Source organism: Williamsia sp. R60 (assembly GCF_054063855.1).
On record NZ_JBSSGR010000004.1, the window covers coordinates 288,655 to 313,641 of the forward strand.

The 24,987-nt window shown below is 66.0% G+C and carries 24 protein-coding genes; 11 read left to right on the forward strand and 13 right to left on the reverse strand.

Going from position 1 to position 24,987, the window contains the following annotated elements; all coding sequences use genetic code 11:
• Nucleotides 1-209: 209 nt before the first annotated feature.
• Complete coding sequence (locus ACVWY6_RS20275; RefSeq protein WP_062798541.1) at nt 210-1,298, forward strand: S-(hydroxymethyl)mycothiol dehydrogenase; 1,089 nt, start codon at nt 210-212, stop codon at nt 1,296-1,298.
• The gene (locus ACVWY6_RS20280; RefSeq protein WP_023959653.1) at nt 1,295-1,921 is read left to right on the forward strand and encodes an MBL fold metallo-hydrolase; all 627 of its coding nucleotides are present in this window, start codon (nt 1,295-1,297) and stop codon (nt 1,919-1,921) included. Before ACVWY6_RS20275 ends, ACVWY6_RS20280 begins: the two co-directional genes overlap by 4 nt.
• Nucleotides 1,922-1,933: 12 nt before the next feature.
• Here ACVWY6_RS20280 and ACVWY6_RS20285 read toward each other — a convergent pair whose 3' ends face one another.
• From ACVWY6_RS20285 to ACVWY6_RS20295, 3 genes are read right to left on the reverse strand one after another with little or no spacing between them, the layout of a single operon-like run.
• Complete coding sequence (locus ACVWY6_RS20285) at nt 1,934-2,410, reverse strand: hypothetical protein (RefSeq protein ID WP_457540548.1); 477 nt, start codon at nt 2,408-2,410, stop codon at nt 1,934-1,936.
• 22 nt (nt 2,411-2,432) lie between these two features.
• Nucleotides 2,433-3,707 carry a hypothetical protein gene (locus tag ACVWY6_RS20290; RefSeq protein ID WP_457540550.1) on the reverse strand — a complete coding sequence of 425 codons (1,275 nt, stop codon included), beginning with the start codon at nt 3,705-3,707 and terminating at the stop codon, nt 2,433-2,435.
• Nucleotides 3,708-3,709: 2 nt separating this feature from the next.
• Entirely contained in the window at nt 3,710-4,858 is a 1,149-nt protein-coding gene (locus ACVWY6_RS20295) for an SPFH domain-containing protein (protein ID WP_317713983.1), read from the reverse strand.
• Between the two features lie 168 nt (nt 4,859-5,026).
• On the opposite strand from ACVWY6_RS20295, the gene ACVWY6_RS20300 reads away from it, so the two are divergent.
• Both ACVWY6_RS20300 and ACVWY6_RS20305 read left to right on the forward strand, forming a co-directional pair.
• A complete protein-coding gene (locus ACVWY6_RS20300; protein ID WP_457540553.1) occupies nt 5,027-5,728 on the forward strand; it encodes a hypothetical protein in 702 nt (233 codons plus the stop codon).
• Nucleotides 5,729-5,824: 96 nt separating this feature from the next.
• On the forward strand, nt 5,825-7,123 hold the full coding sequence (locus tag ACVWY6_RS20305; protein ID WP_457540555.1) for a DUF4192 domain-containing protein: 1,299 nt from the start codon (nt 5,825-5,827) through the stop codon (nt 7,121-7,123).
• 9 nt (nt 7,124-7,132) lie between these two features.
• On the opposite strand, the gene galE is transcribed toward ACVWY6_RS20305, so the two are convergent.
• Complete coding sequence (gene galE, locus ACVWY6_RS20310) at nt 7,133-8,125, reverse strand: UDP-glucose 4-epimerase GalE (protein ID WP_317713985.1); 993 nt, start codon at nt 8,123-8,125, stop codon at nt 7,133-7,135.
• Nucleotides 8,126-8,135: 10 nt separating this feature from the next.
• Nucleotides 8,136-8,819 (reverse strand): metal-dependent transcriptional regulator, encoded by a 684-nt coding sequence (locus ACVWY6_RS20315; protein WP_062798545.1) that lies wholly within the window; start codon nt 8,817-8,819, stop codon nt 8,136-8,138.
• 153 nt (nt 8,820-8,972) lie between these two features.
• On the opposite strand from ACVWY6_RS20315, the gene ACVWY6_RS20320 reads away from it, so the two are divergent.
• Both ACVWY6_RS20320 and ACVWY6_RS20325 read left to right on the forward strand, forming a co-directional pair.
• Nucleotides 8,973-10,253: an acetoin utilization protein AcuC gene (locus ACVWY6_RS20320; RefSeq protein ID WP_457540557.1), complete on the forward strand. Its 1,281-nt coding sequence runs from the start codon at nt 8,973-8,975 to the stop codon at nt 10,251-10,253.
• Nucleotides 10,159-12,927 carry a bifunctional acetate--CoA ligase family protein/GNAT family N-acetyltransferase gene (locus ACVWY6_RS20325; RefSeq protein ID WP_457540559.1) on the forward strand — a complete coding sequence of 923 codons (2,769 nt, stop codon included), beginning with the start codon at nt 10,159-10,161 and terminating at the stop codon, nt 12,925-12,927. Before ACVWY6_RS20320 ends, ACVWY6_RS20325 begins: the two co-directional genes overlap by 95 nt.
• A 78-nt stretch (nt 12,928-13,005) precedes the next feature.
• On the opposite strand, the gene ACVWY6_RS20330 is transcribed toward ACVWY6_RS20325, so the two are convergent.
• The 3 genes from ACVWY6_RS20330 to ACVWY6_RS20340 form a co-directional block, all read right to left on the reverse strand.
• Nucleotides 13,006-13,974 carry a sigma-70 family RNA polymerase sigma factor gene (locus ACVWY6_RS20330; protein ID WP_051406577.1) on the reverse strand — a complete coding sequence of 323 codons (969 nt, stop codon included), beginning with the start codon at nt 13,972-13,974 and terminating at the stop codon, nt 13,006-13,008.
• Nucleotides 13,975-14,134: 160 nt separating this feature from the next.
• Entirely contained in the window at nt 14,135-15,637 is a 1,503-nt protein-coding gene (locus ACVWY6_RS20335) for a DUF7782 domain-containing protein (protein WP_457540562.1), read from the reverse strand.
• Complete coding sequence (locus ACVWY6_RS20340; protein WP_081729804.1) at nt 15,634-16,017, reverse strand: DUF3099 domain-containing protein; 384 nt, start codon at nt 16,015-16,017, stop codon at nt 15,634-15,636. Before ACVWY6_RS20340 ends, ACVWY6_RS20335 begins: the two co-directional genes overlap by 4 nt.
• A 65-nt stretch (nt 16,018-16,082) precedes the next feature.
• Between ACVWY6_RS20340 and ACVWY6_RS20345 the strand changes: the two genes are divergently transcribed.
• Nucleotides 16,083-16,316 carry a DUF3039 domain-containing protein gene (locus ACVWY6_RS20345; RefSeq protein ID WP_062797911.1) on the forward strand — a complete coding sequence of 78 codons (234 nt, stop codon included), beginning with the start codon at nt 16,083-16,085 and terminating at the stop codon, nt 16,314-16,316.
• On the opposite strand, the gene ACVWY6_RS20350 is transcribed toward ACVWY6_RS20345, so the two are convergent.
• Complete coding sequence (locus ACVWY6_RS20350) at nt 16,317-17,462, reverse strand: YihY/virulence factor BrkB family protein (protein WP_457540565.1); 1,146 nt, start codon at nt 17,460-17,462, stop codon at nt 16,317-16,319.
• Between the two features lie 207 nt (nt 17,463-17,669).
• Here ACVWY6_RS20350 and ACVWY6_RS20355 point away from each other — a divergent pair, with 207 nt between their 5' ends.
• A complete protein-coding gene (locus ACVWY6_RS20355; protein WP_457541164.1) occupies nt 17,670-19,400 on the forward strand; it encodes a DEAD/DEAH box helicase in 1,731 nt (576 codons plus the stop codon).
• Nucleotides 19,401-19,496: 96 nt separating this feature from the next.
• Here the strand turns inward: ACVWY6_RS20355 and ACVWY6_RS20360 are convergent, their stop codons facing one another.
• A complete protein-coding gene (locus tag ACVWY6_RS20360; protein ID WP_030163359.1) occupies nt 19,497-19,703 on the reverse strand; it encodes a DUF7455 domain-containing protein in 207 nt (68 codons plus the stop codon).
• A gap of 254 nt (nt 19,704-19,957) precedes the next feature.
• Here ACVWY6_RS20360 and ACVWY6_RS20365 point away from each other — a divergent pair, with 254 nt between their 5' ends.
• Nucleotides 19,958-20,917, forward strand: coding sequence for an EamA family transporter (locus ACVWY6_RS20365; RefSeq protein ID WP_457540568.1), 960 nt, complete (start codon nt 19,958-19,960; stop codon nt 20,915-20,917).
• 18 nt (nt 20,918-20,935) lie between these two features.
• Nucleotides 20,936-21,289: a DUF952 domain-containing protein gene (locus tag ACVWY6_RS20370; RefSeq protein ID WP_400730419.1), complete on the forward strand. Its 354-nt coding sequence runs from the start codon at nt 20,936-20,938 to the stop codon at nt 21,287-21,289.
• An 18-nt stretch (nt 21,290-21,307) separates the two neighbouring features.
• Here ACVWY6_RS20370 and ACVWY6_RS20375 read toward each other — a convergent pair whose 3' ends face one another.
• Nucleotides 21,308-21,985: a response regulator gene (locus tag ACVWY6_RS20375; RefSeq protein ID WP_116915444.1), complete on the reverse strand. Its 678-nt coding sequence runs from the start codon at nt 21,983-21,985 to the stop codon at nt 21,308-21,310.
• On the reverse strand, nt 21,982-23,190 hold the full coding sequence (locus tag ACVWY6_RS20380; RefSeq protein WP_023959616.1) for a sensor histidine kinase: 1,209 nt from the start codon (nt 23,188-23,190) through the stop codon (nt 21,982-21,984). Before ACVWY6_RS20380 ends, ACVWY6_RS20375 begins: the two co-directional genes overlap by 4 nt.
• Nucleotides 23,191-23,317: 127 nt before the next feature.
• On the opposite strand from ACVWY6_RS20380, the gene ACVWY6_RS20385 reads away from it, so the two are divergent.
• Nucleotides 23,318-23,860, forward strand: coding sequence for a hypothetical protein (locus ACVWY6_RS20385; protein ID WP_457540571.1), 543 nt, complete (start codon nt 23,318-23,320; stop codon nt 23,858-23,860).
• On the opposite strand, the gene ACVWY6_RS20390 is transcribed toward ACVWY6_RS20385, so the two are convergent.
• Nucleotides 23,861-24,922 carry a DUF5685 family protein gene (locus ACVWY6_RS20390; protein WP_457540573.1) on the reverse strand — a complete coding sequence of 354 codons (1,062 nt, stop codon included), beginning with the start codon at nt 24,920-24,922 and terminating at the stop codon, nt 23,861-23,863.
• Between the last annotated feature and the right edge of the window lie 65 nt (nt 24,923-24,987).

A 24,987-nucleotide genomic window follows, 5' to 3' on the forward strand; every position in this document is an offset into this window, starting at 1 on the left:
CATTGTCGCCCATGATCGGCCGTTCGAACCAATCCCTGGCCGAGAGTCAGCCCTGACCACGGGCTCAATGGCGACTAGTGTTCTCAACGGAGTTCGAACGGTGTCAATTCCCCAGCGAGTTCGCCGTGAGCGAAAACCAAGCAAACATTAGGGTGAAGACCGCGGCGGTCAGACCGCCCCAAACACGGTCAGTGCAGCGAAAGGCAATCATGGCAGAGCAGGTGCGTGGTGTGGTCTCGGCAGGAAAAGGGGCCCCGACCACGATCGAGACGATCACGATCCCCGATCCAGGCCCCCGCGACGTGGTGGTGCGCATCCTTGCCTGCGGCGTGTGCCACACCGACCTCGCCTACCGCGAGGGCGGCATCAACGACGACTACCCGTTCCTGCTGGGACACGAGGCCTCCGGCATCGTTGAGACCATCGGTGATCAGGTCACCCATGTCGAACCCGGCGATTTTGTCGTACTGAACTGGCGCGCCGTGTGCGGTGTGTGCCGAGCCTGCAAGCGTGGTCGCCCCTGGTACTGCTTCGACACGTTCAACGCGAGCAAACCGATGACCCTTCAAGACGGCACCGAGCTGACCCCCGCACTCGGTATCGGCGCGTTCGCGGACAAGACGCTCGTTCACGAAGGACAGTGCACCAAGGTCGCCCCCGATGCCGATCCGGCCGTGGTCGGGTTGCTGGGTTGCGGTGTCATGGCCGGCATCGGAGCCGCGATGAACACCGGTGGCGTCGGCCGCGGCGACAGCGTCGCTGTGATCGGATGCGGTGGGGTGGGCGATGCCGCCATCGCGGGCGCAAGGCTTGCCGGCGCGACCAAGATCATCGCGGTCGACCGCGATGCCCGCAAACTCGAGTGGGCGACCTCTCTCGGCGCCACCCACACCATCGATGGTTCTGTGACCGACGATGTCGTCACCGCCATCCAGGACATCACCGACGGCAACGGTGCCGACGTGGTCATCGATGCGGTCGGTCGGCCCGAGACGTACAAGACCGCGTTCTATGCGCGCGATCTGGCCGGTGTCGTCGTGCTCGTCGGTGTGCCGACACCCGAGATGACCCTGGAGATGCCTCTGGTCGACTTCTTCTCTCGCGGCGGTGCCCTCAAGTCGTCCTGGTACGGCGATTGTCTGCCCGAGCGTGACTTCCCGATGCTTGTCGACCTGTACCAGCAGGGCAGGTTGCCACTCGAGCTGTTCGTCACCGAGCGTGTCGGACTGGACGACGTGGAAGCCGCGTTCAGCAAGATGGAGGCCGGCGAGGTCCTGCGTTCGGTGGTGATCCTGTGACCGTTCGCGTCGACCACGTCGTCACGTCGGGCACGTTCAGTCTCGACGGCGGTACCTGGGATGTCGACAACAACATCTGGCTCGTCGGTGACGATTCCGAGGTTGTCATCATCGACGCCGCACACTCGTCGGCGCCGATCATCGAGGCGGTGGCCGGACGTACGGTCAAGGCCGTGCTGCTCACCCATGGCCACAACGACCACATCACGGTGGCCCCCGAGTTGTCGCGCACCCTCGATGCCCCGATGAAGATGCACCCGGGTGACCGGATGCTGTGGGACCAGACGCACGCCGATGTCGCTCCGGAGGAACTGGCCGATGGTCAGAAGATCAGTGTCGCGGGCACCGACCTCGTCGTGATCAACACCCCGGGTCACTCGCCTGGTTCATCGTGCATCTACGCACCAGAACTCGGGGTGCTGTTCAGCGGCGACACACTGTTCTCGGGCGGACCCGGCGCAACCGGTCGCTCGTTCTCGGACTTCCCGACGATCATCGAGTCGATTCGGACCAAGATCTTCACGTTGGATCCGGGGACGAAAGTGCACACCGGACACGGTGATTCCACTGCGGTGGGTACCGAGTCGCCACACCTCGAAGAGTGGATCAAACGCGGGAGCTGACCTCGCGGGAGGTCAAGCATCCAGTGCAGGCGGCGAGCTGATCCTGGTGATCAGCTCGTCGACCTGATCGTGCTGCACTGTTGCCCAGCCGGACAATGCGGCCGCCACGTTCTCCAACTCGGTGACCGCGGAGTCGGCGTGAGCAAGCGTGGTTTCCCGCAGTCGCGGGGGAGTCTTGGACACCGCTATCAGCCAATTGTCGAGATCTGTTGCGGCCAGCTCGATCCGGACCCTGGCGTCGATACGTTCGCCGTCGTACTCGAGCTTCGGGTCGGCGCGGAGGAGGGCCAGCGCGTCGCGGATGCGCCGGTGCAGCCGCGCTTCCGGGTCGTGCGAACCTGCCCAGGACGCGGGCGCATTGGTGGGCTGGCCGGGGATGATCTCGTTCGAGCGCACCGCGCTGTCCCGGATCCGGCGGGTCATGAGGAAGACACCCACCGCCGCGGCAACGCATGCGACGAGGACAACGACCACGATCGCGGTGGTCATGACGGCCTCTCGGTGGATGCGGTCATCGCAGCGCCGCCCACGTGGCGACCACTGCGATGATGACGATCAGGGCCGCGAGCACGGCGAACGCGATCTTCACCTTGCTCCACGGACGTTGGCCCTGCACCTCGCCGGTCACCCCGTTGATGAAGACCTGGAACGGATTGCCTGCGTAGACCACGGTGAGCAGCCAGATCGGCAGCAGGACGTGCTTGAACGTGAGTGCGTTGTACCTGGTGTCCTTGCTGTTGATCCGCTGGTGGTCACCGCCGATGTCGCGACGGATCGCGTGGTCGATCCCGGCGTCGATCCGTGCCTGGGCCACCGGAAAACACTGGTCCGCGTCGTGATCGTAGGTGCGGCACAGATGGCCTGCGACGAACTCGGGTGTGTACGGCGTTGCCTGAGCCGTCGGCCAGGGTTCGAGTTCATGCACCTTGTCGGTGTCGAATCCCGTGTTCGCCAGAACCGCCACGTCGTCGAAGTCGACCCCCACGACACCGGAACGGTGACTCCACCGCGTGCGGGTCTCGGTGCGGCGATTGTCGCCGCTGCCGACCGTCACCGTGTAGTTGTCGCCGCGCATTCCGGTGTACGACGTCGTGGTGTCGGCGTCGTAGGTGAAGTAGGCGGCGTACACGCTGCTGAACGCGCCCACCTCGCGGTACTTCTTGAACTCGGTGGGGGCGAACCAGCGACTGTTGATCCACTTCTCGATCACCTCGCGGCCCTGCTTGTCGTCGACCTGGAACGGCAGGATGCCGTCGACAGGAAGTCGCGTGGGGGCGTCGTGTATGTCGTCGCGCTGGATCGGGGTGGCACAGTACGGACACCGGGTGGCGGTCAGGGTGCCGCTGAAGGTTGTTCTGCCGCCACAACTCTGGCAGACGATCTCGCGCTCGCTCACTGTCTGACCCGACGAGTTCTCGGCGATCAGCCCGCGCAGCTGGGTCATCGTGGAGGCCAGGTCGTGTTCGACCACCCGCCGGTTCGGATCCAGCACGATCTGATGGGAACGACCGCAACTCGGGCAGAGCAACTGCTGTGACGCCGGGTCGAACACCAACTGTGCCCCGCAGGTGTCGCAGGGATAGGTACGCGTCCGCTCGGTGACCTGGAACTGGGCTCGCTCGGGGTCGGATGGTCCGGGTAGCGGTTGCTGTGGCGAGGCCGGTCGCGGGTCACGCGTCGGTAATGGTGGCGGGTCGAAGGACGACGGCGCGGCGTAGCCCGAAGGCGATGCGTCCGGCTGAGCACGACCGGGCAGCGGCGGTGGTCCGACGTTGTCGTCGTTCATGGCTACGCCGATGGTGTGGTCGTAGGGATGGGTGGCGGGGTCGCGAACAGGCCCGCAAGAGCGGGAACGGTCGCCGCCTGCGCCCATCCGGGCATGCCCTGGGTCCACACCAGAGTCGCCCCGGTGAACTGCCCCGACGCGACCGCACCCTGCAGCTGAGCGACGGTATAGGGACCCGCCGGCTGACCGCCGTTGTCGATGTGGAACGTGACGGCCCCCGGCAACGGTGGAGGCCCTTGTGGCGCAGCCGTATTCGCCTGCTGCGCCTGCCCGCCGAACTGGCCGGCCATCTGGCTGCCCAGCGCCACGCCCATACCGGCCGACATCATGTCGCCCATTGCGCCCCCGCCGGGGTTCTGCGCTGCGGCGAGCATGGCGTCGGCGGCTCTGCCCTGCTGATAGCGGCCCAGGTCGCCGACGTTGTTCAGGAAGCCGCCCTCCTCGACGCCGCGGGCGACACCACGCGTCATCGCCGAGGTGATCTCGTCGGGCAGCGAGATGTTCATCGTGATGGAGTCGATCGACAGCCCGAACTCGTCGTCGACACGTTCGGCGACGAAGTCCCGGAGTTTCTGCGACAACTCGACCTGGCGCCCCTGGAGGTCGATCACACCGAGACGGGTTTCCATGATCATGTCCGAGAACGCCAGTGTGATGACACGCCTCAACAGCTCGGAGATCTCCTCCACGTCGACCTCGCTGTCGGTGCCGATCACCTCGCGAAGAAATATGTCGGGTTCAGCCACCCGAACGACACACAAACCGTTGGCCCTCACCTGGACCATGGTGAAATCCGGGTCGCGCACGGTGACCGGATTGGCGGTACCCCAGCGGAGGTCGGTGACCGGCCGGGTGTTGATGAAGTACACCTCGGACCGGAAGGGGCTGTTGAACCCGTGCTTCCAGCCCTGCAGGGTGCTCAGGAGGGGGAGGTTCTCGGTGGTGAGCTGATAGTGGCCCGGACCGAACCGATCGGCGAGCTGCCCGCGGTAGACGAAAACAGCCTGCTGACCTTCACGGACGATGAGCTCGGCGCCGTTCTTGATCTCGTTGTGGTAGCGAGGAAACCGCCAGGCCAACGTGGAGCGCGAATCATCGATCCATTCGATGATGTCGACGAGTTCACCCTTGATCTTGCCGATGATCCCCATAACCGTTGTTCTCCTCGCGGCGTCGCCTGATCGCTGTCTTCGGTGATGTTCGCGCAGCAGTCGCCCCGGCGGCTGTCACTAGTGGGCAGTCTAATCGTGTCGCGCGCCCCGATGGCCTGCTCGCGGTGGCACAGTGGGTCCGGTGAGTTGGGTGTCGGGGTGAGCCGGGTGACAGGTTTTCGTGCGGGGCGACGGGGGTTGTCCTTGCTGGCGATGGTCGCTGTCATCGCGGTCGCCGGGTGCACGTCCGCGGTCGACGGTGAGCCGACGGCAGCACCGACGGGGTCGGCGGAGCCGCAGAATTCGAGTTCGAGCCTCGACCTCGCGTCTCGATCCGTCACCGCTGCAGACTTTCCGGCCGGCTACTCGCCGACAGAAGTGACCGGAGACCAGTTGGGCGCCGTGCTCGCCGATACGGCCGGAGTTCCCACCGGCGGCGGTGTGAACCCACCGAACTGCGCCCCGAGACCGTTGCCCAGTGGCGGTGGGCAGGCAACGGCATGGGTGGCAACCGGCGCAGGGCCCAATGCGGGAACCCTCAGCGCCGTGTCGATTCTGGTGAACTCGCCGCTGGCCGACCTACAGACCCAGATCCAGAACTGCCCGTCATACACAACTGACGCATTCGGCGCGACAGCCACCGTGACCACCACGATCCTGCCTCCTTCGCCCGCGGAATCCGACGAGTCGATGGCGTTCCGTCGGGTCACGGTCTCGGGGGCCATGACTCAGACGATGACCGCGCTGGTGGCCCAGAACGACGGGGTACGCGTATACGTCACCTCCCTCGTCGCAGGTCCGCGGCCCGGATCGGATGGGTTGGCACTCGACGAGTTGTACACCAAGGCGGTCTCTCGCTCGCGTGGATGAGTCGGCCGCTGTGGACAACCCGGGATCGGTGGACAACCCGGCCGAATCGGTCCTCGTGCCATCACCTCTGTTGTCGGGTGCCCCGAACATAGGTGCATGACATCTGACAGCTACGCCACATCGGTTTCCGGCCCGGGGGCGTTGATCACCGCCATCCCGGCCCTCCTCGGCTTCATCCCGGAGCGTTCCTTGGTCCTCATCACCCTCGACGGGGAGGGTGACGAGATCGGCACCACCATGCGACACGATCTTGTGCTCGATGACAGGGGTCGTCCGACCTCGGAGATGCTCGCGCTCATCGAGCACCTCGCCCACGTGTGTGAATCGTATGACGCACAGCTTGTGATGGGGGTCGTGATCGACGGCGCTCATCCGGCCGACAGCCCCCACTATCGGCGCCTGTTCGCGATCATCGATCGGCATCTGTCCGCGGTCGGCGGACTGTACGGCGGTTTCGTGACGCCTGCCATCACCGCAGGTTCTCACTGGACGACGATGTGGGACAACAGGTCCGACGCACAACAGGGGAGCGGTCCGGCCACGGGTGTGCTGGGTGACCCTACGATCAGCCCGGTGGCCATCGCACGCGCCGTCAAGAACGGCAGGCGCGTACTGATGACCCGCGACGAGATGGTGAACAGTTTGTCAGCCCTTCCGCACTGTGCAGATCCGGCCTGTGACGCCCACGCCGTGGCCGCCGACGATGACAGCGCGTACTGGCGGATCCACGACGAACGCGTGGAGAGTGCGCTGTTCGGCTCAGGGGAGGACGACGAGCTGGACCCACAGGATTGTGGTCGAGTGGACGAGACCGCGCACTGGGTGAACCGGGTCCCGCAGTCGCTGGACCAGACGACAGTCGCTCCGTCGACACTGCGACAGTGGGCCGAGTCGGCGGCGCCGCAGCGAATTGCGTTGCCGACCTTGGTCGATGACCTTCGCCGCCTCCAGGAGAGGCTCGACCTCGAGAGCGCCCTGGACGTGCTGGAGGACGGTCGTGAGCTGACGTGTGCCGATCTCCGGTTCTTCGACAAGGCCCTTCGTGAGTTCTACGTGCGCGACTCACTGCTGGCGCTGGCGGTCACCGACCGATGGATGGACGCCGAACGGGCGTGGACGCAGGCTGCTCGTCGGCTCCGCGGTCGCGGACAGGCATCTGCGGCCACGTTGCTCGGATTCATCTACTACGTACACGGCAACGGGGCGATGGCAGGCACCGCGTTCGACGTCGCGTTGCGCGCCTGCCCGGACTACTCGATGGCGGTGTTGTACAGCGATGCCCTCGTGCGGGGGATTCCACCCCACAGGATCAGCGAATGCGCCGAGTCAGGATTCATCGTTGCGCGGTCACTGGGCGTGACACTTCCGGAACCCGTGGTGCGGCCGGCGGCCTGAGAACAGACGTCAACGAGCGGCGGCTGCCGCCGAGTGGGCCCGATCACCGAGGGTCCGTGTGAACTCCCAGGCGTCGCGGACGATGACCGGTAGATCTGTCTTCTCGGGGTACCACCCGAGGTCGGCGATGGCCTTGTCGCTCGAGGCGATCAGGACGGCGGGGTCGCCGGCGCGACGCGGCGCATCGACGACGGGGATGTCGAGGCCCGTCACCTCGGCACACGCCGAGATGACTTGCCGCACAGAGAATCCCGTGCCACTGCCCAGGTTGTAGATCGCGTGACGACCGGCGATTGCCGATTCGAGCGCCAGCACATGTGCCTGCGCCAAGTCGTACACGTGGATGTAGTCGCGTATCGCCGTGCCGTCATCGGTGTGGTAGTCGGTACCGAAGACCTTGATGTGGTCCCGGTGTCCGAGGGCGACCTGAAGGATCAGCGGGATCAGATGCGTCTCGACCTGACGATTCTCGCCCGCGCCGGCATGTGCGCCCGCAACGTTGAAGTACCGCAAGCTCATCGCGGCCAGCCCGTGGGCCGCCGCGTAGGACGTGATGGCGTGGTCGATGGCCAGTTTTGTTGCGCCGTAAGGATTCGTCGGCCGAGTCGGTGAGGACTCGAGAATCGGCACCGACTCAGGTTCGCCGTAGGTGGCGGCGGTAGAGGAGAACACCAGTCGCGGGGTTCCCGAGATCCGAACCGCCTCGAGGAGGGCCAACGACTCGACCACGTTGCCGTACCAGTACTTTTCGGGTGACTCGACCGATTCGCCCACCAACGACTGGGCGGCGAAGTGGAGTACGCCGTCAAATGAGTCGGAGCCGAGTACTCGCGGCGCGACCTCACTCACGTTGCCCTGGATGAACGCGGCGTGGTCGGGCAGGGCATCGACGTTGCCGGTGGAGAGATTGTCGATGATGGTGACGTCGTGGCCGTGCTCGATCAGCACCCGAGCGCAGACGCTACCCACATAACCGGCTCCGCCGGTGACCAGAAGCTTCATTGCGGTGCGTTCAGACCTTCTCGACCTGCAGCGAGTGGGCCATTTCCTCGGACAGGGTCAGCCCTTCGTGTCCCGGGGTGATGATGACGATCGCGCCGGGCTTCACCGACACGGTCACCCGCGCGTTGGGCACCACGCCGGCCTCACGGAGCTGACTGATCAATTCGATGTCCGACTGAGCGTGCTCGGACAACCGCCGGACGATCACGGCAACCGGTTCGCCCTGCGGGAGTTCGGAGATGCGTGTCATCGGTCCGGGAGGTGCGATGTTCTCATAGCCCAGCAAGTCCAGGCCCGGGATCGGGTTGCCGTACGGCGAGGTGGTCGGGTGGTCGAGGACCTCCAGCAACCGGCGCTCGACGTTCTCGCTCATCACGTGTTCCCAGCGGCATGCCTCGGCGTGCACGTCTTCCCACGGCATGCCGATCACGTCGACCAGCAGCCGCTCGGCGAGCCGGTGCTTGCGCATCACCGACACGGCGAGGCTGCGGCCCTTGTCGGTCAACTCGAGGTGGCGGTCGCCCGCAACCATCACCAGTCCGTCGCGTTCCATCCGTGCGACGGTTTGTGACACCGTCGGGCCGCTCTGTTCCAGTCGCTCGGCGATACGAGCCCGCAGCGGAACGATGCCTTCTTCCTCGAGGTCGTAAATCGTCCGGAGATACATCTCGGTGGTGTCGATCAGTTCGTTCACGATCCCCATCCCTTTCGTCCTCTAGTAAGGTTACCTGTACGAGTGGGTTGTAGCGGTAGCGCGGGGCGAGGGGGCGCGATACGCCTGTGCCCCGGTCCGGGTGAACCAGGCCGACAAGGCCCCACTGCGCGTCAGTCGAACTAGGCTCGCAGCATGAACAATGCAGTCGACCGACCCGGTGCCGAGCCGGCCGCAGTGATCTGGAGCGACGACTTCCTCGGATACCGATGGACGGCGGCGCATCCGATGAACCCGGTGCGGCTGGCCCTGACGATGTCTCTGTCGCGGTCGCTCGGGGTGCTCGACGGTGTCGAGACCACGCCGCCGATGAACGTCGACGACCGGCTGCTGCAGACCGTGCACACCTCCGCTTACCTCGATGCGGTGCGCAGCGCCTCCGCGGTCGACGACTATGTCGGCGGCGCAACACATTTGCTGGAGAGACTGTTCGGGCTGGGAAGCACGGACAACCCGATCTTCGAGGGAATGCACAGTGCCGCCAGCGTTCTCGTCGGCGGCACCATGGCGGCCGCCGCGGCAATCGCGTCGGGCTCGGTACGTCGAGCGGTGAACATCGGTGGGGGCATGCACCACGCGATGCCCGGTCACGCGGCGGGTTTCTGCATCTACAACGACTGCGCTGTCGCCATCAGGTGGCTGCTGGAGCAGGGGTATGACCGCATCGCCTACATCGACATCGACGCGCACCACGGTGACGGCGTGCAAAAGGTCTTCGCCGCGGACCCCCGCGTTCTGACGGTGTCGTTGCACCAGCATCCGGCGACGCTCTGGCCGGGCAGCGGGTGGCCGGAAGAGGTGGGGGAGCAGGACGGCAGGGGCACCGCGGTCAACATCGCGCTGATGCCCGAGACCGCGGACAAGCTGTGGCTGCGCGCATTCCACGCCATCGTGCCCGGGATGCTCGAGAGCTTCCGTCCACAGATCATCGTCAGCCAGTGCGGAGTGGACAGTCACCGGCGCGATCCGCTGACCGACCTGTCGCTGACGATCGACGGTCAGCGCGCCGCGGTCCTCGCGATGCGTGACCTCGCCGACACCTACGCCGAAGGGCGTTGGCTGGCGGTCGGTGGTGGTGGATACGGCATCGTGGACGTGGTTCCGCGCAGCTGGACCCACCTCATCGCGGCGGTGACCGGACACGACCTCGACCCCGTCACCACCATCGATGAAAGCTGGTGCCGCGCAGCGACAGAGGAGGCACAAGCGCTCGACGAAACGCTGCGCGGCGATCCCGTGAACAGCATGACCGACGGGGGCGACATCGACTACCTCCCGTGGGACGGTGATGGTGGTGGACCGCTGATGGCGGGTGTCACCGATGCCGCCCAAACCCGAACTGACGCCACCATCATGGCCACCCGCCGAGCGGTGTACCCGCTGTGCGGACTCGATCCGGAGGACCCCCGTGACTGACACCGTGCCACCCGATCAGCGGGGCCCCCACGACTACCCGCGTCACTGGATCGCCGATGTTCTCGCGAGCGACGGCGGCGTGGTCCATCTGCGCCCGATCGTGCCCGAGGACGCCGACCGTCTCGTCCGCTTCCACTCACGGCTGTCCGAGCGCACGCGCTACCTGCGCTACTTCGGTCCCTTCCCGCAGATTCCGCCCCGCGAACTCGCGCGGATGACCACCGTGGACCACTACAGCCGCGTCGCGTTCGTCGGCATGCTCGGCGGTGAGATCATCGCCATCGGCATCTACGAGAGCCTGGCCGGCGACGGCAAACCCGGGACGGCAGAGGTCGCGTTCGTGGTGGCCGACGAGCACCAGGGAAGGGGACTGGGCCCGATCCTGCTCGAACATCTCGCCGGTGCCGCCGCGGAATGCGGATTCGAGAAGTTCGAAGCCGAGGTGCTGGCCGAGAACCCCAACATGGTGGCGGTGTTCCGGGACGCGGGATATCAGCTGCGACGTAGCTTCGACGGCAGCACCATCCACGTCGAGTTCACCATCGACCCGACCGAAGCCCTGCTGTCGGTGCGCAACGCGCGCGAGCGCGGATCAGAGGCCCGCAGTGTGGCAAACCTGTTGCGGCCGACGTCGGTTGCGGTCATCGGCGCTTCCGTGGACAGATTGAAGGTCGGCAATGCGGTGCTGGCGAACGTGATCGCCGCGGGATTCACCGGGCCGGTGTATCCGGTCAATTCCGAGCACCGGGCGGTGCGCGGCATCCGCGCCTATCCGACGGTGCGCGACATCCCGGATCCTGTGGACCTGGCCATCGTCGCGGTTCCGGCCGACGCGGTCGAGGACGTCCTCGACGACTGTCTGTCCAAGGGTGTCAAGACGATGCTCGTGCTGTCCTCCGGATTCAGTGAGACCAGCGATTCCGGGCTCGAATCCGAGCGTCGTCTGGTCGAGTCCGTCCGCGAGCACGGTATGCGACTGGTGGGGCCCAACGCCCTCGGTGTGGCGAACACCGATCCGGCTGTCGGCCTCAATGCCACACTGGCGCCGTTGGTTCCAGGGCGAGGTGCGGTGGGCTTCTTCTGCCAGTCGGGCGCCCTCGGCATCGCGATCCTGGACGCCGCCGCCCGACGGCAACTGGGTCTGTCGACGTTTGTGTCGGCAGGCAACCGCGCGGACGTATCCGGTAATGACCTGCTGCAGTACTGGGACAGCGATCCGGACACCGAGGTGGTGCTGCTCTATCTGGAGAGCTTCGGTAACCCCAGGAAGTTCACCCGCCTCGCCCGGCGGGTTGCAAGCGGCAAACCGGTTGTCGCGGTCAAGTCCGGCCGCGGTGCCGTGCCACCCGCGATGGCCGCCGCCGACCATTCGCTCGACGACGAGAGCACCCGGGCCATCCTCGCCCAGTCCGGCGTCATCCAGGTGGGCACCATATCGGCACTGTTCGACTGCGCGACGGTCTTTGCGTATCAACCCCTTCCGCGTGGTCCCCGGGTCAGCATCGTCGGCAACTCTACGGCGCTGGGAGTGCTGGCACAGGAAGCCGGTAGCCACTTCGGCCTCGAAGCGGTTCAGCGGGTCGATCTCGGACCGGGTGCCTCCCCGGAAGAGTTCGAGGCAGCCGTTCGGACGGCAGCCGCCGATGACGGGGTGGATGCATTGATAGCCGTGTTCGTCCCACCGGTGGCGGTGAGTGTGGACCGGTACGCCCAGGCGTTGATGACCGGGATGGCCGACTCCGACAAACCAGTGGTGACCACGTTCCTCGCGGTGGAAGGCATCCCGCAGAACCTCACCGTCCTCGGACCACACGGAACACCCGCACGCGGATCGATCCCGTCCTATCCAGGGCCCGAGCGGGCCGCCGAAGCACTCGGATATTCGTGGCGATACTCGCAGTGGCGGTCGCGGCCACCGTCCCAGGTCCGCCGGCCTGCCGATGTGGACCCCGACACCGCTCGCCGTCTCGTCCGGGAGGCCGTCGACGCACAGGGCGGGGATGTCACCGAGCTCGACGACGCGGCAACCGCCGAGGTGCTCGCCTGCTACGGCGTCCACATCGTCCCCTTCCGGGAGATCAACAGCGTCGAGGAGAGCGTCGCGGCTGCGGACGAACTCGGGTATCCCGTTGCCGTCAAAGCATTCTCGGAAGAATGGCGAGGCCGGGCCGATCGCGAGGGTGTGCGCCTGGACCTACCCGATCAGCATGCGGTCCGGCTCGCGGTGGTGGAGCTGGGTGAGGTGACCGGCGAATCCCGTCTGCACGTCCAGCAGATGGCACCCAAGGGGATCAGCACGGTCATCAGGGTGCGTGACGACCCGTCGTTCGGGTCGCTCATGTCGTTCGGATTGGCCGGCGTGACAAGTGATCTGCTGGGGGACAGGGCGTATCGGGCCTTGCCCCTCACCGAGAGTGACGCCGCCGACCTGATCGAGGCGCCGCGGTCGGCGCCACTGCTGTCGGGCTATGGCGGTTCGGAGCCGGTGAACAAGGATGCACTCATCGATTTGGTCACCCGTATCTCGGCGCTGGTCGACGACATCCCCGAGGCACGCGAGGTGGTGTGCGACCCGATCCATGCCACGCCGGGTGGGGTGGCCGTGCTCGCGGCACGCATGCATGTGGGGCCCGTTCCCACCAAGCACGATTCAGGGCCCCGCCGTCTGGGGTGATACGGGATCCATGACGAGAAAAGCCGCCACCGACGAATCGGTGGCGGCTTTCCGCTCGAGTGTAGACGTACGGCGCGATCAGCTCGCGTAGGCGCGAAGCCGTTCGGCGCGTTCGCCCTGGCGCAGCTTCGACATCACTTCGCGCTCGATCTGGCGAACACGTTCACGCGACAGGCCGAACATCCGCCCGATCTGATCGAGGGTGCGGGGCTGGCCGTCGTCGAGTCCGAAGCGCAGGCGAATGACCTGCTGCTCACGCTCGTCGAGGGTGGAGAGCACGGTGCGCACGTCGGTGTGCAGGAGACCGGCGATCACGGCATTTTCGGCGGAGGTGGCCTCCGCATCCTCGATGAAGTCGCCGAGGGGAGCTTCTTCATCGCTGCCGACCGGCATGTCCAGGCTCACCGGGTCGCGGCTGTGGTCGAGCAGATCGGCGATCTTCTCGGCCGGGATGCCCGACTCCGACGACAGCTCCTCGTCGGTGGCCTCACGGCCGAGCTGCTGATGGAGTTCGCGTTTGATGCGGGCCAGCTTGTTGACCTGCTCCACCAGGTGGACAGGGAGCCGGATCGTTCGGCTCTGGTCCGCCATACCGCGGGTGATGGCCTGACGGATCCACCAGGTGGCGTAGGTCGAGAACTTGAAGCCCTTGGCGTAGTCGAACTTCTCCATCGCTCGGATCAGACCCAGGTTGCCTTCCTGGATCAGGTCCAGGAGCGGCATGCCGCGGCCGGTGTAACGCTTGGCCAGCGAGACCACCAGGCGGAGGTTGGCTTCGAGCAGATGCGAGCGAGCCGACTCACCTTCACGGACCAGTTGGGCCAGATCGCGCTTCTTGACTGCGGACAGACGCTTGCGGGTGGCCAGGACATGCTTGGCGTAGAGGCCGACCTCGATCTGCTTCGCCAGTTCGACTTCCTGCTCGGCGTTCAGGAGGGCGGTGCGGCCGATACCGTTCAAATAAACGCGGACCAGGTCCGCGGCCGGGCTCTGTGCATCCAGGTCCTGTTCGGTCATTGCCGGACGGATGGTGGTGGGGCTGGACATGTCGGCCTCCTCGAGTGCGATTGTCTTCACAGAGTTCAACGGCTAAGCCTCACCAGATAGTTCCGCGAGGTGTTCCCGCGCAGGATGCGCTGACCTGCGTCTTTGGGAAGACGGTCTGAGAAGTTACTGAGAGTGAACTGAGCTTTCCCGGCAGGGACCGCTACATCCCCGCGGGGACAACGATTCCGTGACGCACCAGGCCCTCGATCATCGCGTGCACATCACCCGGATCCAGGGGGTCGGACCCGGTGGCCATGGCGAGCAGCTCGGCCACCTCATCGAGGCACAACCCGTCGGGCCGCAGCCCAGCCAGCAGGGATCGACCGAGTGCATCGATCTCGTGGCTCCACCGGGGCCCGTCTCCGCGGTGGATGCGGGTGACGACGTCCTCCCAGCCGTCGTCGCCGGTCAGCGTCGCGACCCGTTCGAGCGCGACGCCCCCACGCACGCTGAAGCGTTCCTCGCCCAGATCGTGGTCGCGCAACCACGCGACCCGACGCAGATACTCGGCCGCCTCGGGACCCAGTGGGTCGTCGAACGCCTGACTCATCTCTTCCGCCAGCAGGTCGGTGGGCTCATCGGTGCGGCGCAGGAAGACGAAGCCGAAGCCGATGCCCCGCACACCGGCACCGTCCAGATGGCTCAGCCATCGGTCCGCCAACTCCGCGGCCGCAGGATCGCGCAGGTCATGCCCGGCGTCGCGCAGCCACGTGCCGACGTAGAGCGCCGGATCGGCGACGTCGCGCTGGACCACCCATGCGTCCACACCGTGGTCCGGGATCCACTGGGCGACCCTTTCGCGCCAGTCGTCGCCGCGGATCGTCCACGAAGCCAACATCGACGCAGTGCCGCCCTCGGCAAGGAAGTCCGGTGCTGTTCGGCACATCAATTCGCTGGCCCCGTCGAGGTCGAGGCCGGAGTCGCGGTACGTGTGCGTCACGGACGGGAGGCCCACCACAAACGGCGGGTTCGCCACGATGTGGTCGAAACGCGATCCCCCGACCGGTCCGAACCAGGCACCACGCGCCACTGTGACCCGTTCACGCGTGATGTCGTTGATGGCCACGCCGGCGCGGGTCATCGCCAGTGATCGTCCGGTGATGTCGGTGGCGGTGATGTGGCGAGCGAAGTCGGCAGCGTGGATTGCCTGCACACCGCAGCCCGTCCCGATGTCGAGAAGTGTGCCGACCGGCTCGGTTGCTGTTGCTCTGAGCAGTGACAGCGATGCCTGCCCGACTCCGAGGACATGATCGTCGGTGATGGCGATCCGGCGCATGCTGCCGTCGAGGTCGGAGAACAGCCAGCGCGACCCCGTCCCGAAATCCACGGGCCGGACATCGATCGCGGCTCGGACACCGTGATCGTCGTGATCAAGCATCCCCACGCGCACCGCATCGTCGACCGGCACGGGCTTCAGGGCAGCGGCGACGTCGCCCTCCGGGCACGTGTCTCCCAACAGGAGCAGCCGGATGAGGACGCCCAGCTCGCCCCCGTCGGCGCAAGCACGCCGTACCGGTACGGGTTCGCCGCGACCGAGCGCATCATGCGCGTCGGTTCCCAGTAGGTTCAGGATCCCGTCGGCGGTGTAGTCGGTACGGAGGAACGCCGAGCGCAGACCGGCCGCAATGGACGCCAGGTCCTCGACGGATCGAGCGGTGCTCACTCGCGTCGTCGGTCGAGCCCGTTGAAGGTGGCCCCGTCGGTGAGCTGGCGGTGATTGTCCGGGCCGTACTTGTACTGGGGCACCTCACCCTTGGCCCGAGGCGGTCGATCATTGGCGATCAGGACCGCCACCCACGGGATGGGAATGGACAGGACGATGATGCCGAGTGCCAGCAGACCGTTCTGGGTGGCGCCATAGACGAGCCCCGCGATGACAAGCGCCGGAACGCGAAACGCCATCAGCGTCAGGTATTTGCGTACTCGAGTACGGTGCTGCTCCTCCAGGGACGTCTGCGCCTGGGTGATCAGATATGTCTCGGTCGCGTGCTCTTTCGGACCCACGGCTCCACTATCCACCTTTCCTGGCCGGACAGCCACCATGCGCGGTGTGACCCCTACGGCACGCCCATTGGCCGACACCGCCGCAGCGATGCAGAATTGGACCCATGGATACGCAGACCGTCGAACGCCCCGATGTCACCACCGATGAGACGACCGAAGACGACACCCCGAAGTTCTTCCACTATGTGAAAAAAGACAAGATCGTCGAGAGCGCTGTCATGGGGAACATCGTTGTCGCGCTGTGCGGCGAGACCTTTCCCGTCACCAAGTCGGCGAAGCCCGGGTCCCCCGTGTGCCCGAAATGCAAGAAGATCTACGCCCGCATGAAAAAGGACTGATCACCGCTCATCCTCGAGGGGACGGTCCGGGCTACGTCGTGGAGGCGACTGCGGCGGTTCGGCCGCCTCGAAATCCGGTTTGCGGATCGGGCCCGTTGGCAGTCTCTTCGGAACGGTTTTGAGTTGGTCGGTGATGTCGCTGGTCTGCGCCGAGACCCAGTCGCGGACCTGGTCGATCTTGCTCGGATTGGCGGGCCACGTCTCCTGCACGATGGAGTTGAACTCCGCGCCGATGACGATGGCGAATCCCAGGAAAAACGTGAACAGCAGGAACGCGATCGGCGTCGCCAGCGCCCCGTAGCTGTACCCGGTCTGGGTGATGATCGACAGGTACCAGCGCAGCACCGCGCTGGCGAGCCAGAACACCGCGCCGGCCAGCAGCGCACCGCATAGCAGCCGGTGCCACGGCAGTGGATTGGCCAGGGCTACCCGGTAGAGCGTGGTCAGTCCGATCAAGAGCAGGACGGCCACCGCCGGGAAGTAGCCGTAGTCGACCAATTGTGACCCGGTCTCGCGCCACGCATCGGGTACCACCTCACGTACGTACGTGGGGCCAAGGGCGACCAGGGGCAGTGTGAACACCGACAGGACGAGGAAGCAGACGTAGAGCCAGAGCGCGAACAGCCGCTGTGTCACCGCGTGCCGCACGTTGTGTTGACCGTGGGCGACCACGATGGAATCGACGAAGCTGGACATCGCCGAGGACCCGGCCCACAGCGACAGCAGGAAGCCGAGCGAGATGACCTCTGCGCGACCGCTGACGAGCACGTTGTCGACGGTGGGGGTGATGATCTCGTCGACGACGTTCTGGCTGAACGTACGGTCCGCGAAGCCGATGATCCGGTCGGAGATGATCTGTTCGGTGTTCGGGCCGAACCAGCCGGCGATGTAGCCGAGACTGCCGAGAATGCCCAGGAGCAGTGGGGGCAAGGACAACGTCTGCCAGAACGCGGCCTGCGCGGACATGGCGAATATCGAGTCATCCCACGACTTCGTGATCGTGCGCCAGAGGAGCCGGGGAATCGTTCTGAGGACCGGCGGTCGCGACGTCGGGGCGTCGAGGGGATCTGCGTGAGCGCCGCGCGCCGGCTTCTTCGGGGCGGGTTCGGATTGGGGATCGGTTGGAGGAGCGATGGTGTCCAGCATTGCCGAAGTTCGGATGCGATGCGTGATGCCGCGCCGCCGCCGCGGTCGCTCGGACGTCTGCGGGCGCGGTAACATTTTGCCGGTGCCCGACGGACCCGTGCAGTGGCCGATCTGCCCCTCGGCAAGGCACCGACCGTCCGACCAGCTCGGACGGGTGGAATCCGATCTCATCGCAGCTAGGAGTTGTGCCCTGTCGTGACCCGACCTATTGCCGCCACCGGATCACAGGTCACGTCCGACCCAGCGCCCGCGCCCGCCGCGTCGTCGCTGCGTACCTGGCAGCGACGCGCGCTGACAAAATATCTGTCCGCGGCACCGAAGGACTTCCTGGCGGTCGCGACCCCAGGTGCAGGCAAGACGACGTTCGGTCTGCGGATCGCCACCGAATTGCTGACCGACCGCACCGTGGATCAGGTCACCGTCGTCGCGCCCACCGAGCACCTCAAGCACCAGTGGGCCGCAGCGGCCGCACGCGCGGGAATCGCCCTCGATTCACGATTTAGCAACAGCACCGGCCAGACCAGTTCGGACTTCCAGGGTGTCGTCGTGACATACGCGCAGGTCGCGGCGCATCCGGCTCGACACCGGGTGCGAACCGAGAACCGCCGCACCCTGGTGATCCTCGATGAGATCCACCACGGAGGCGACGCGAAGAGTTGGGGAGATGCGATCCGCGAGGCGTTCTCCGACGCGACCCGGCGTCTGGCGTTGACGGGAACCCCGTTCCGGTCCGACGACAGCCCCATCCCGTTCATCAACTACGAACCCGAGCCGGGCGGTGGAGCCCGTTCGGTCGCCGACTACGTGTACGGGTATTCCGATGCCCTTGCGGACGGCGTGGTCCGGCCGGTTGTCTTCCTCGCGTACTCGGGGGAGGCAAGCTGGCGAAACAACGCGGGGGAGGAGTTCACTGCCCGCCTGGGTGAGCCGCTGTCGGCCGAGCACACCGCACGCGCCTGGCGGACCGCCCTTGACCCACACGGAGACTGGATCCCCGCTGTGCTGCAGGCCGCGCACACCCGGCTGCGGCAGCTCCGAAAATCAGGGATGCCCGATGCCGGTGGGCTGGTGATCGCCAGCGATCAGACCGTCGCACGCGACTATGCCGAACTCCTGCAGGCCATCACCGGTAAGGCCCCGGCGCTCGTCTTGTCCGACGACCCCAAGTCGTCGAGCAGGATCGCGGAATTCGGTGACTCCGATGACGAGTGGATGGTCGCGGTCCGCATGGTGTCGGAGGGTGTCGACGTGCCGCGCCTGGCAGTCGGCGTCTACGCCACCAGTGCATCGACCCCGTTGTATTTCGCTCAGGCGATCGGCCGGTTCGTGCGGTCGCGGCGGCCGGGAGAGAACGCGAGTGTGTTCCTTCCCTCGGTGCCCGTGCTGCTCCAACTGGCCAGCCAGCTCGAGGCCCAACGCGACCACGTGCTCGGCAAACCGCACCGCGAGTCCGAGGGACTCGACGACGCGCTGCTGAACGACGCCAACAAGACGAAGGACGAGAAGGACGACGAACGGGGATTCGAGTCCCTGCACGCCGACGCCGAGTTGGACCAGGTGATCTTCGACGGGTCCTCGTTCGGTACGGCGACGTTCTCCGGCAGTGACGAGGAGGCCGACTATCTCGGCCTTCCGGGGCTGCTCGATGCCAACCAGGTGCGGGACCTGTTGCAGAAGCGGCAGTCCGATCAGATCGAGGCCCGCAGTGCCGGTCCTGCAGCTGCGCCGGCCACACCGCGCGAACCCACCGTGGGCAATCAGCTCAGTGCGTTGCGCCGGGAGCTGAACAGCCTTGTCGCGATGCACCACCACCGGACCGGTAAACCGCACGGACTGGTCCACAACGAGCTGCGTGCGAAGCTCGGGGGACCGCCCACAGCGATGGCCACGGCAGAACAACTGCAGGCCCGGATCGAGGCGCTGCGCACCTGGCGTTAGGACTTGCGAGAAGGTCCTGCGCCCAGGTCGGCCACACAGACGACACCGCCGCGGTTCACAGTGAGTGAACCGCGGCGGTGTTGTGTTGTCGGCGTGTCAGACGAGCTCTTCCTCGTTCGTGATCACGGTGGCGCCCATGTCCACCAGCCGGGCTTCGTGCTCGTTGAAGTGGTGGCGGCAGAACAGCAACTCGCCACCTGTGGAGAGAACAGCGCGTACACGGGCTGCTGCACCACATCGATCACAGCGGTCGGCAGTGGTCAACGGCATGGAGATCGGGGGCGTGGTGATGGTCTCTGACATTTTTTCCTCCGTCCCGGGCCTGCGCTGGCGCGGTCCCTTCGCGAGCTAACACACCGGGGTGGTGCATCCACTCTCACTCTTTCAGACGATCAGGGATTCGGCTTTGTTCCCGGGTGCCTCGGCGTGTGTCGTCACTCACCCGTAACAGCAGGCTTTCGATCGGCAACATCTGTGTATCGCGGGCCTATGAAATGCATCCCAGTACAGCCACCTCGCCGGGTCATCACCGCGGTCGTCATGCCTACAGTGAGCCCATGAGCAGCCGTGTCGATCCCTCTCGGTCGGAACGGATCTCCGCCAATCTACCTCTGCTCTTCATCATCGGGGCGGTGTGCCAGTACGTCGGCGCATCGGTTGCGGTGCCGCTGTTCTCCCAGCTCAACCCGGCAGCGGTGGCCTGGCTTCGGGCCACCGCCGCCGGGCTCGTGCTGTTGGCTCTGTGGTGGCCGCTCGCAGGGCGGCGATGGCCGAGGGGGCAGGGCTCTTATCCACCTCGCCGACTCGCGATCGCAGCTGCTTTCGGGCTGATCACCATGGGTATGAACATGGCCTTCTACCTGGCGATCGACCATATCGACCTGGGGGTGGCCGTCGCGATCGAGTTTCTCGGGCCGATCGTCGTGGCAGCAGCGGGTTCGCGGAGGATGTCGGACGGCGTTGCGGTGGTGTCGGTGCTGGTGGGCGTCGTCCTGCTCAGCGGGGCGAGTTTCTCCGGTGCGCCGCTCGGGGTGCTGTTCGCCCTGGTGGCCGCCGGATTGTGGGCCGGCTACATCGTGGTCGGCAAGATGGTGTCGACGGGGAACGTACATGCCGAGTCTGCGCCGGCCGGCCCGGCGTGGCGCAACGGGATCGACGACCTGGCCATCGGTCTCAGCGTCGCCGGGGCCATCTGTGCCCCGGTGGTGATAGGCATCACGACGACCATCTCGCACGGAGAACTCTGGAGCTGGCGGGTCCTGGCGCTCGGGGTCGCGGTCGGCGTGTTGTCGAGCGCCGTGCCGTATCTACTCGACCAGGTGGTGCTTGCCCGGCTCGGCCGGTCCCAGTTCGCCTTGCTGCTCGCACTGCTGCCACTGACCGCGACGGTGGTGGGTGCCATCGCATTGGCACAGGTGCCTTCGTGGACCGAGATGTGCGGAATGGTGCTGGTGGTCGCCGCGATCGTCTTCACGGCGCGATCGTCCGAAATTGACTCTGGCGCAGGTACCGGGTGATGCGGCAGGCTGGTAAGGGTGAGTGACGGCGTCCACCTGGTTCATCTGTGCTCGATATCCGACTGGCTCGAGGCGCGTACGAGTGGCGTCCTGGAACCGGAGTCGCTGACGCAGCAGGGGTTCGTGCACCTCTCTGAACGCACCCAAGTCCACATCCCGGCCAATCTGCTCTACCGAGATCATTCCGATCTCGTGCTCTTGAGCATCGATCCACAACGCGTGGGTGGCGAGATCGTATGGGAAGACGGCGACCCGCCGAGTGATGACGGAACGCAGTTCCCGCACCTCTACGACACTCTGCCGACAAGCGCGGTCGTCGGAGTGGAACGGTACGAGATAGATGACTCCGGTCGATATCCACAACTCAACTGACCGCCGGGTCTGGAGTGGTCAACGCGTGCCGTCGGGTCTGACGACACCGTGTTCGCGGGCGATGATCGCGGCCTGCACACGGGACTGGAGCCCGAGTTTGGTCAGTACCCGTGACACGTGAGTCTTGACCGTCGTCTCCCCGATGAACAACTCCGAGGCGATTTGCGCGTTCGACAGTCCGCGTCCCAGTGCCGCCAACACGTCGCGTTCGCGTTCGGTCAGCTCGGCCAGCCCGCGTGCCACGACACGATCGGGTTCGGACGCCGGCCGCGGCGACGGGTGGTCGGTGAACCGTTCGATGACCCGGCGAGTCACTTCGGGGGCAAGGGCAGCGTCCCCGCGCGCCACCGCCGTGACGGCCGACACCAGTTCTGTTGCGGTAGCGGTCTTGAGCATGAACCCGGCCGCTCCGGCGCGCAGCGCCGCGAAGAGATAGTCGTCGATGTCGAAGGTGGTGAGGATCAGCACGTTGGCGTCGTGGGTGGCGCCGATGAGAGCGGTGGCCGCGATCCCGTCGGTGCCCGGCATGCGGATGTCCATCAGCACCACGTCTGGGTGGAGTTCTGCGACGAGCCGGACGGCGTCATCTCCGTCGACGGCCTCGCCGACGACCTCGATGTCGTTCACGCCGTCAAGCATGAGGCGGAGCCCCGCGCGGATGGCGGCATGGTCGTCCGCGATCACGACCCGGATCATCGGGACCCTGCCGACGTGGTCGATACGCTGGCGGTGGTGTCGAGGACAATGGTCGGCAACTGCGCGGACACTCGCCATCGTCCTTGTGAGACAGACACTTCGAGCACGCCGCCCACCGACGACGCGCGCATCCTCATGTTCGTGATGCCGTGGCCGGCGTCCGGCAGGGCTGCCGTGGTTCCGTCTGGTACCGGGTTCGTCACCGCGATCGTCAGAGACGAATCATCTTGCTGCACATCGATCTCGATGGCGCTGCCGGGACTGTGGACCGTCGCGTTGGTGATGGCCTGCTGGATGATGCGGAAGGCGGCGATGTCGGTGGCCGGGGCCAGGCGTGAGTGGACGATCGTCGCCCGCACGGGAGAGCCGGCGGCCCGTGCGGCGTCGATCAACCGGTCCACCCGGGCCAAGGTCGCGGTGGCCGGAGGATCGACATCGTCGCTCCCGGAAAGCAATTCGATCATCGTGCGCATCTCGCCGAGCGCGTCGACGCTGCTTGCGCGCACGGTACGCAGCACTGTCTCGCGGGTTGCCGGGTCGGTGGTCTCCAGGGCCGCTGCAGTCTGTAGTGCGATGCCCGACAAATGGCCCGCGATCACGTCGTGGAGATCGCGCGCCAGCTGTCGGCGTTCCTGGGCGATCGCGGCCTCCTGTTCCCGGACGGCCAGTTCCTCGGTCGCCTGAGCCCTGGCGCGTTCGCTGTCGGCTGCGATCTGATGTTGCCTGATCGCGTGGCCGTAGGAGGCGGGGGAGGCGATCAGTGCGGTCACCAGCAGCATGACCATCAAGGCGATCCGCCAGTCACCGGAACCCGCGATCGCCGTGGTCAGGGCGACCGCGGCGATCAGCCAGTTCGCCAGCAACATGGCCCGCCGGGTCTGGGCGGAACCGTACCTCGCGACGGAGTAGACGACATCGGAGTACACGATCCACACCGCGATCGTGGGGCCGGCGAACGCATCGACCACCATGACGGCTAGGCATCCGCCGAGAGCGATGTCCGGGCGGGTCGACCGCAGCGATTGGAAAGCGCACGCAAGGGCGAGTGCGACGTATGGGACCCACTCCGGGACGACAGAGACAAGTGGCTCACCGCCGAAGAAGTAGCGCAGGTCGCCGACGTAGAGCGCGATGCCCAGAACGAAAAATGCCACGGCCACCGCGACATCGCGCCGGCGGTCCGGGTCGATGGTGAGCTTTGTCATCGCGGCGCCTCCTTGCACCCCACCATGACAACACATCGGCTGACCGCGGTCGTCGTCCCAAGTGATGACTCTTTCTCGATCTCGTGGCCGATGTGTCGGTTGCGGCCACCGACCGAGACTCGTCGGTATGGAATCGCCTGTTCTCGGTGTGATCGTCGGTTGTGAAGTCGGTTTCTGGGTGGTCGTCTTCGGTGCACTGGCGGTTCGATATCTCCTGCACCGACAACGTGCCTCGATCATCGTGCTGGCTCTGCTGCCCCTGCTCGACGTGGTTCTGCTCGGTGCGGTCGCAGTGGACTTGCAGCGGGGGAGCGAGGTCGAGACGGTGCATCGCCTTGCCGGTATATACCTGGGGGTGACCGTAGCGTTCGCCCATTACCTGATCGGGTGGGCCGATGTCAGGTTCGCGCACTGGTTTGCCGACGGGCCGCCGCCTCTGGCCCGACATTCAAAGGGCAGGAACGCCTTTCGGCACGAGGTGGAGATGTTCGGACGGTGGATCTGTGCTGCCGCCGTGTCTATCGCCGCGGTTCTCCTGCTGGCCTGGACCGTAGCGGACGGCGATCAGGCACGTGGCTTGTACGGCGTCTTCCCCACGCTGGGGGTGATCACGGTTGTCTGGCTACTTGTCGGACCGCTCTGGTCGTTGGCCGATGTCCGGGCCGGTTGATCAGCAGTCGCAGCAATCACAGACGTTGCAGCAGTCGCACCCGTTGCATGCGGCTTGGTGCCGGCGTCCGTTGCACGGATTGGTGTGGTCCGCGCAGCAGGCGTAGCCGGTGCAGTACACGCCCATCCACGGCAGGACCCGCTTGTAGAACGGCGGCAGTTGCGGCTGACGACGCTGTCCGGGGCTGGTGAACACGGCATCGGGACCAGGACCGAAGACGCGTACCAGCGCACGGTTCAATCCACCGATCAACAACATCCGCAGCAACCGGTCATCGCGCAACCGCACCCCGTCAAGCGCCACCCTGATCGCATCCACCAACCGCACGCACTCTGTGCGCGCGAACTCCACAGTGGTTCCCGTTGCGATCAACGGATTGAAGTCCCCACCTGCTCGATCACGCTCGAGATCCTCCACCGCATCCAGCAAATGAGCACACCGTCCGAAATCGCGACCGATGCCCGCCAACACCTCCCGGTTGCCCGGCACTCCCGCCAATTCCGCCGTCGCTGCGAAGACTGCGGCACCAGCGGACGCTGCATTCTCGGTGATCTCCCCCAACGACACCGACCCCGACTCCACCTGCGCCTGAGCACCCAGCTGCGTCAACAACTCCCCACCACCCATCGCAGCCGAGACCGGCGCATCCGCCAATGCCCGAGACCGCAGCCGCGGCTCCGCCCACCGTGCACCCTCGGCCCGCACCGCGGATGGCGACGCCACCCCCGCCGCCCGCTCCGCCACCACATCAGCAGCTTTGGCCGAGGCCAACGTCAGCGACGCCGTCGCCCCCAACCGCACACTGACATCACTCGCCGAGACCACCTGCGCCCCACGCATACCCCTCAACGCACACCGACCTGCCGACACCAGCTCCGGCGCCGACTCACGCTGCGCATCGACAAGAACCGACACCACCACCGCATCGGTATTGGTTGTCAACCGTGACAACTGTCCGTGAGTGGACCTCAACGTCAAACACACACCACACAAGTGCGCACGCCACTGCGCGCCCAACTCTTCATCCAAATGCGCCACGCATGGGCTCAACACACCGAACATGCGGATATGGAAGCACAGCAGAGGGCGCCGGGCCTCGCAGAAACCCGGATTTACCCCCGATGATC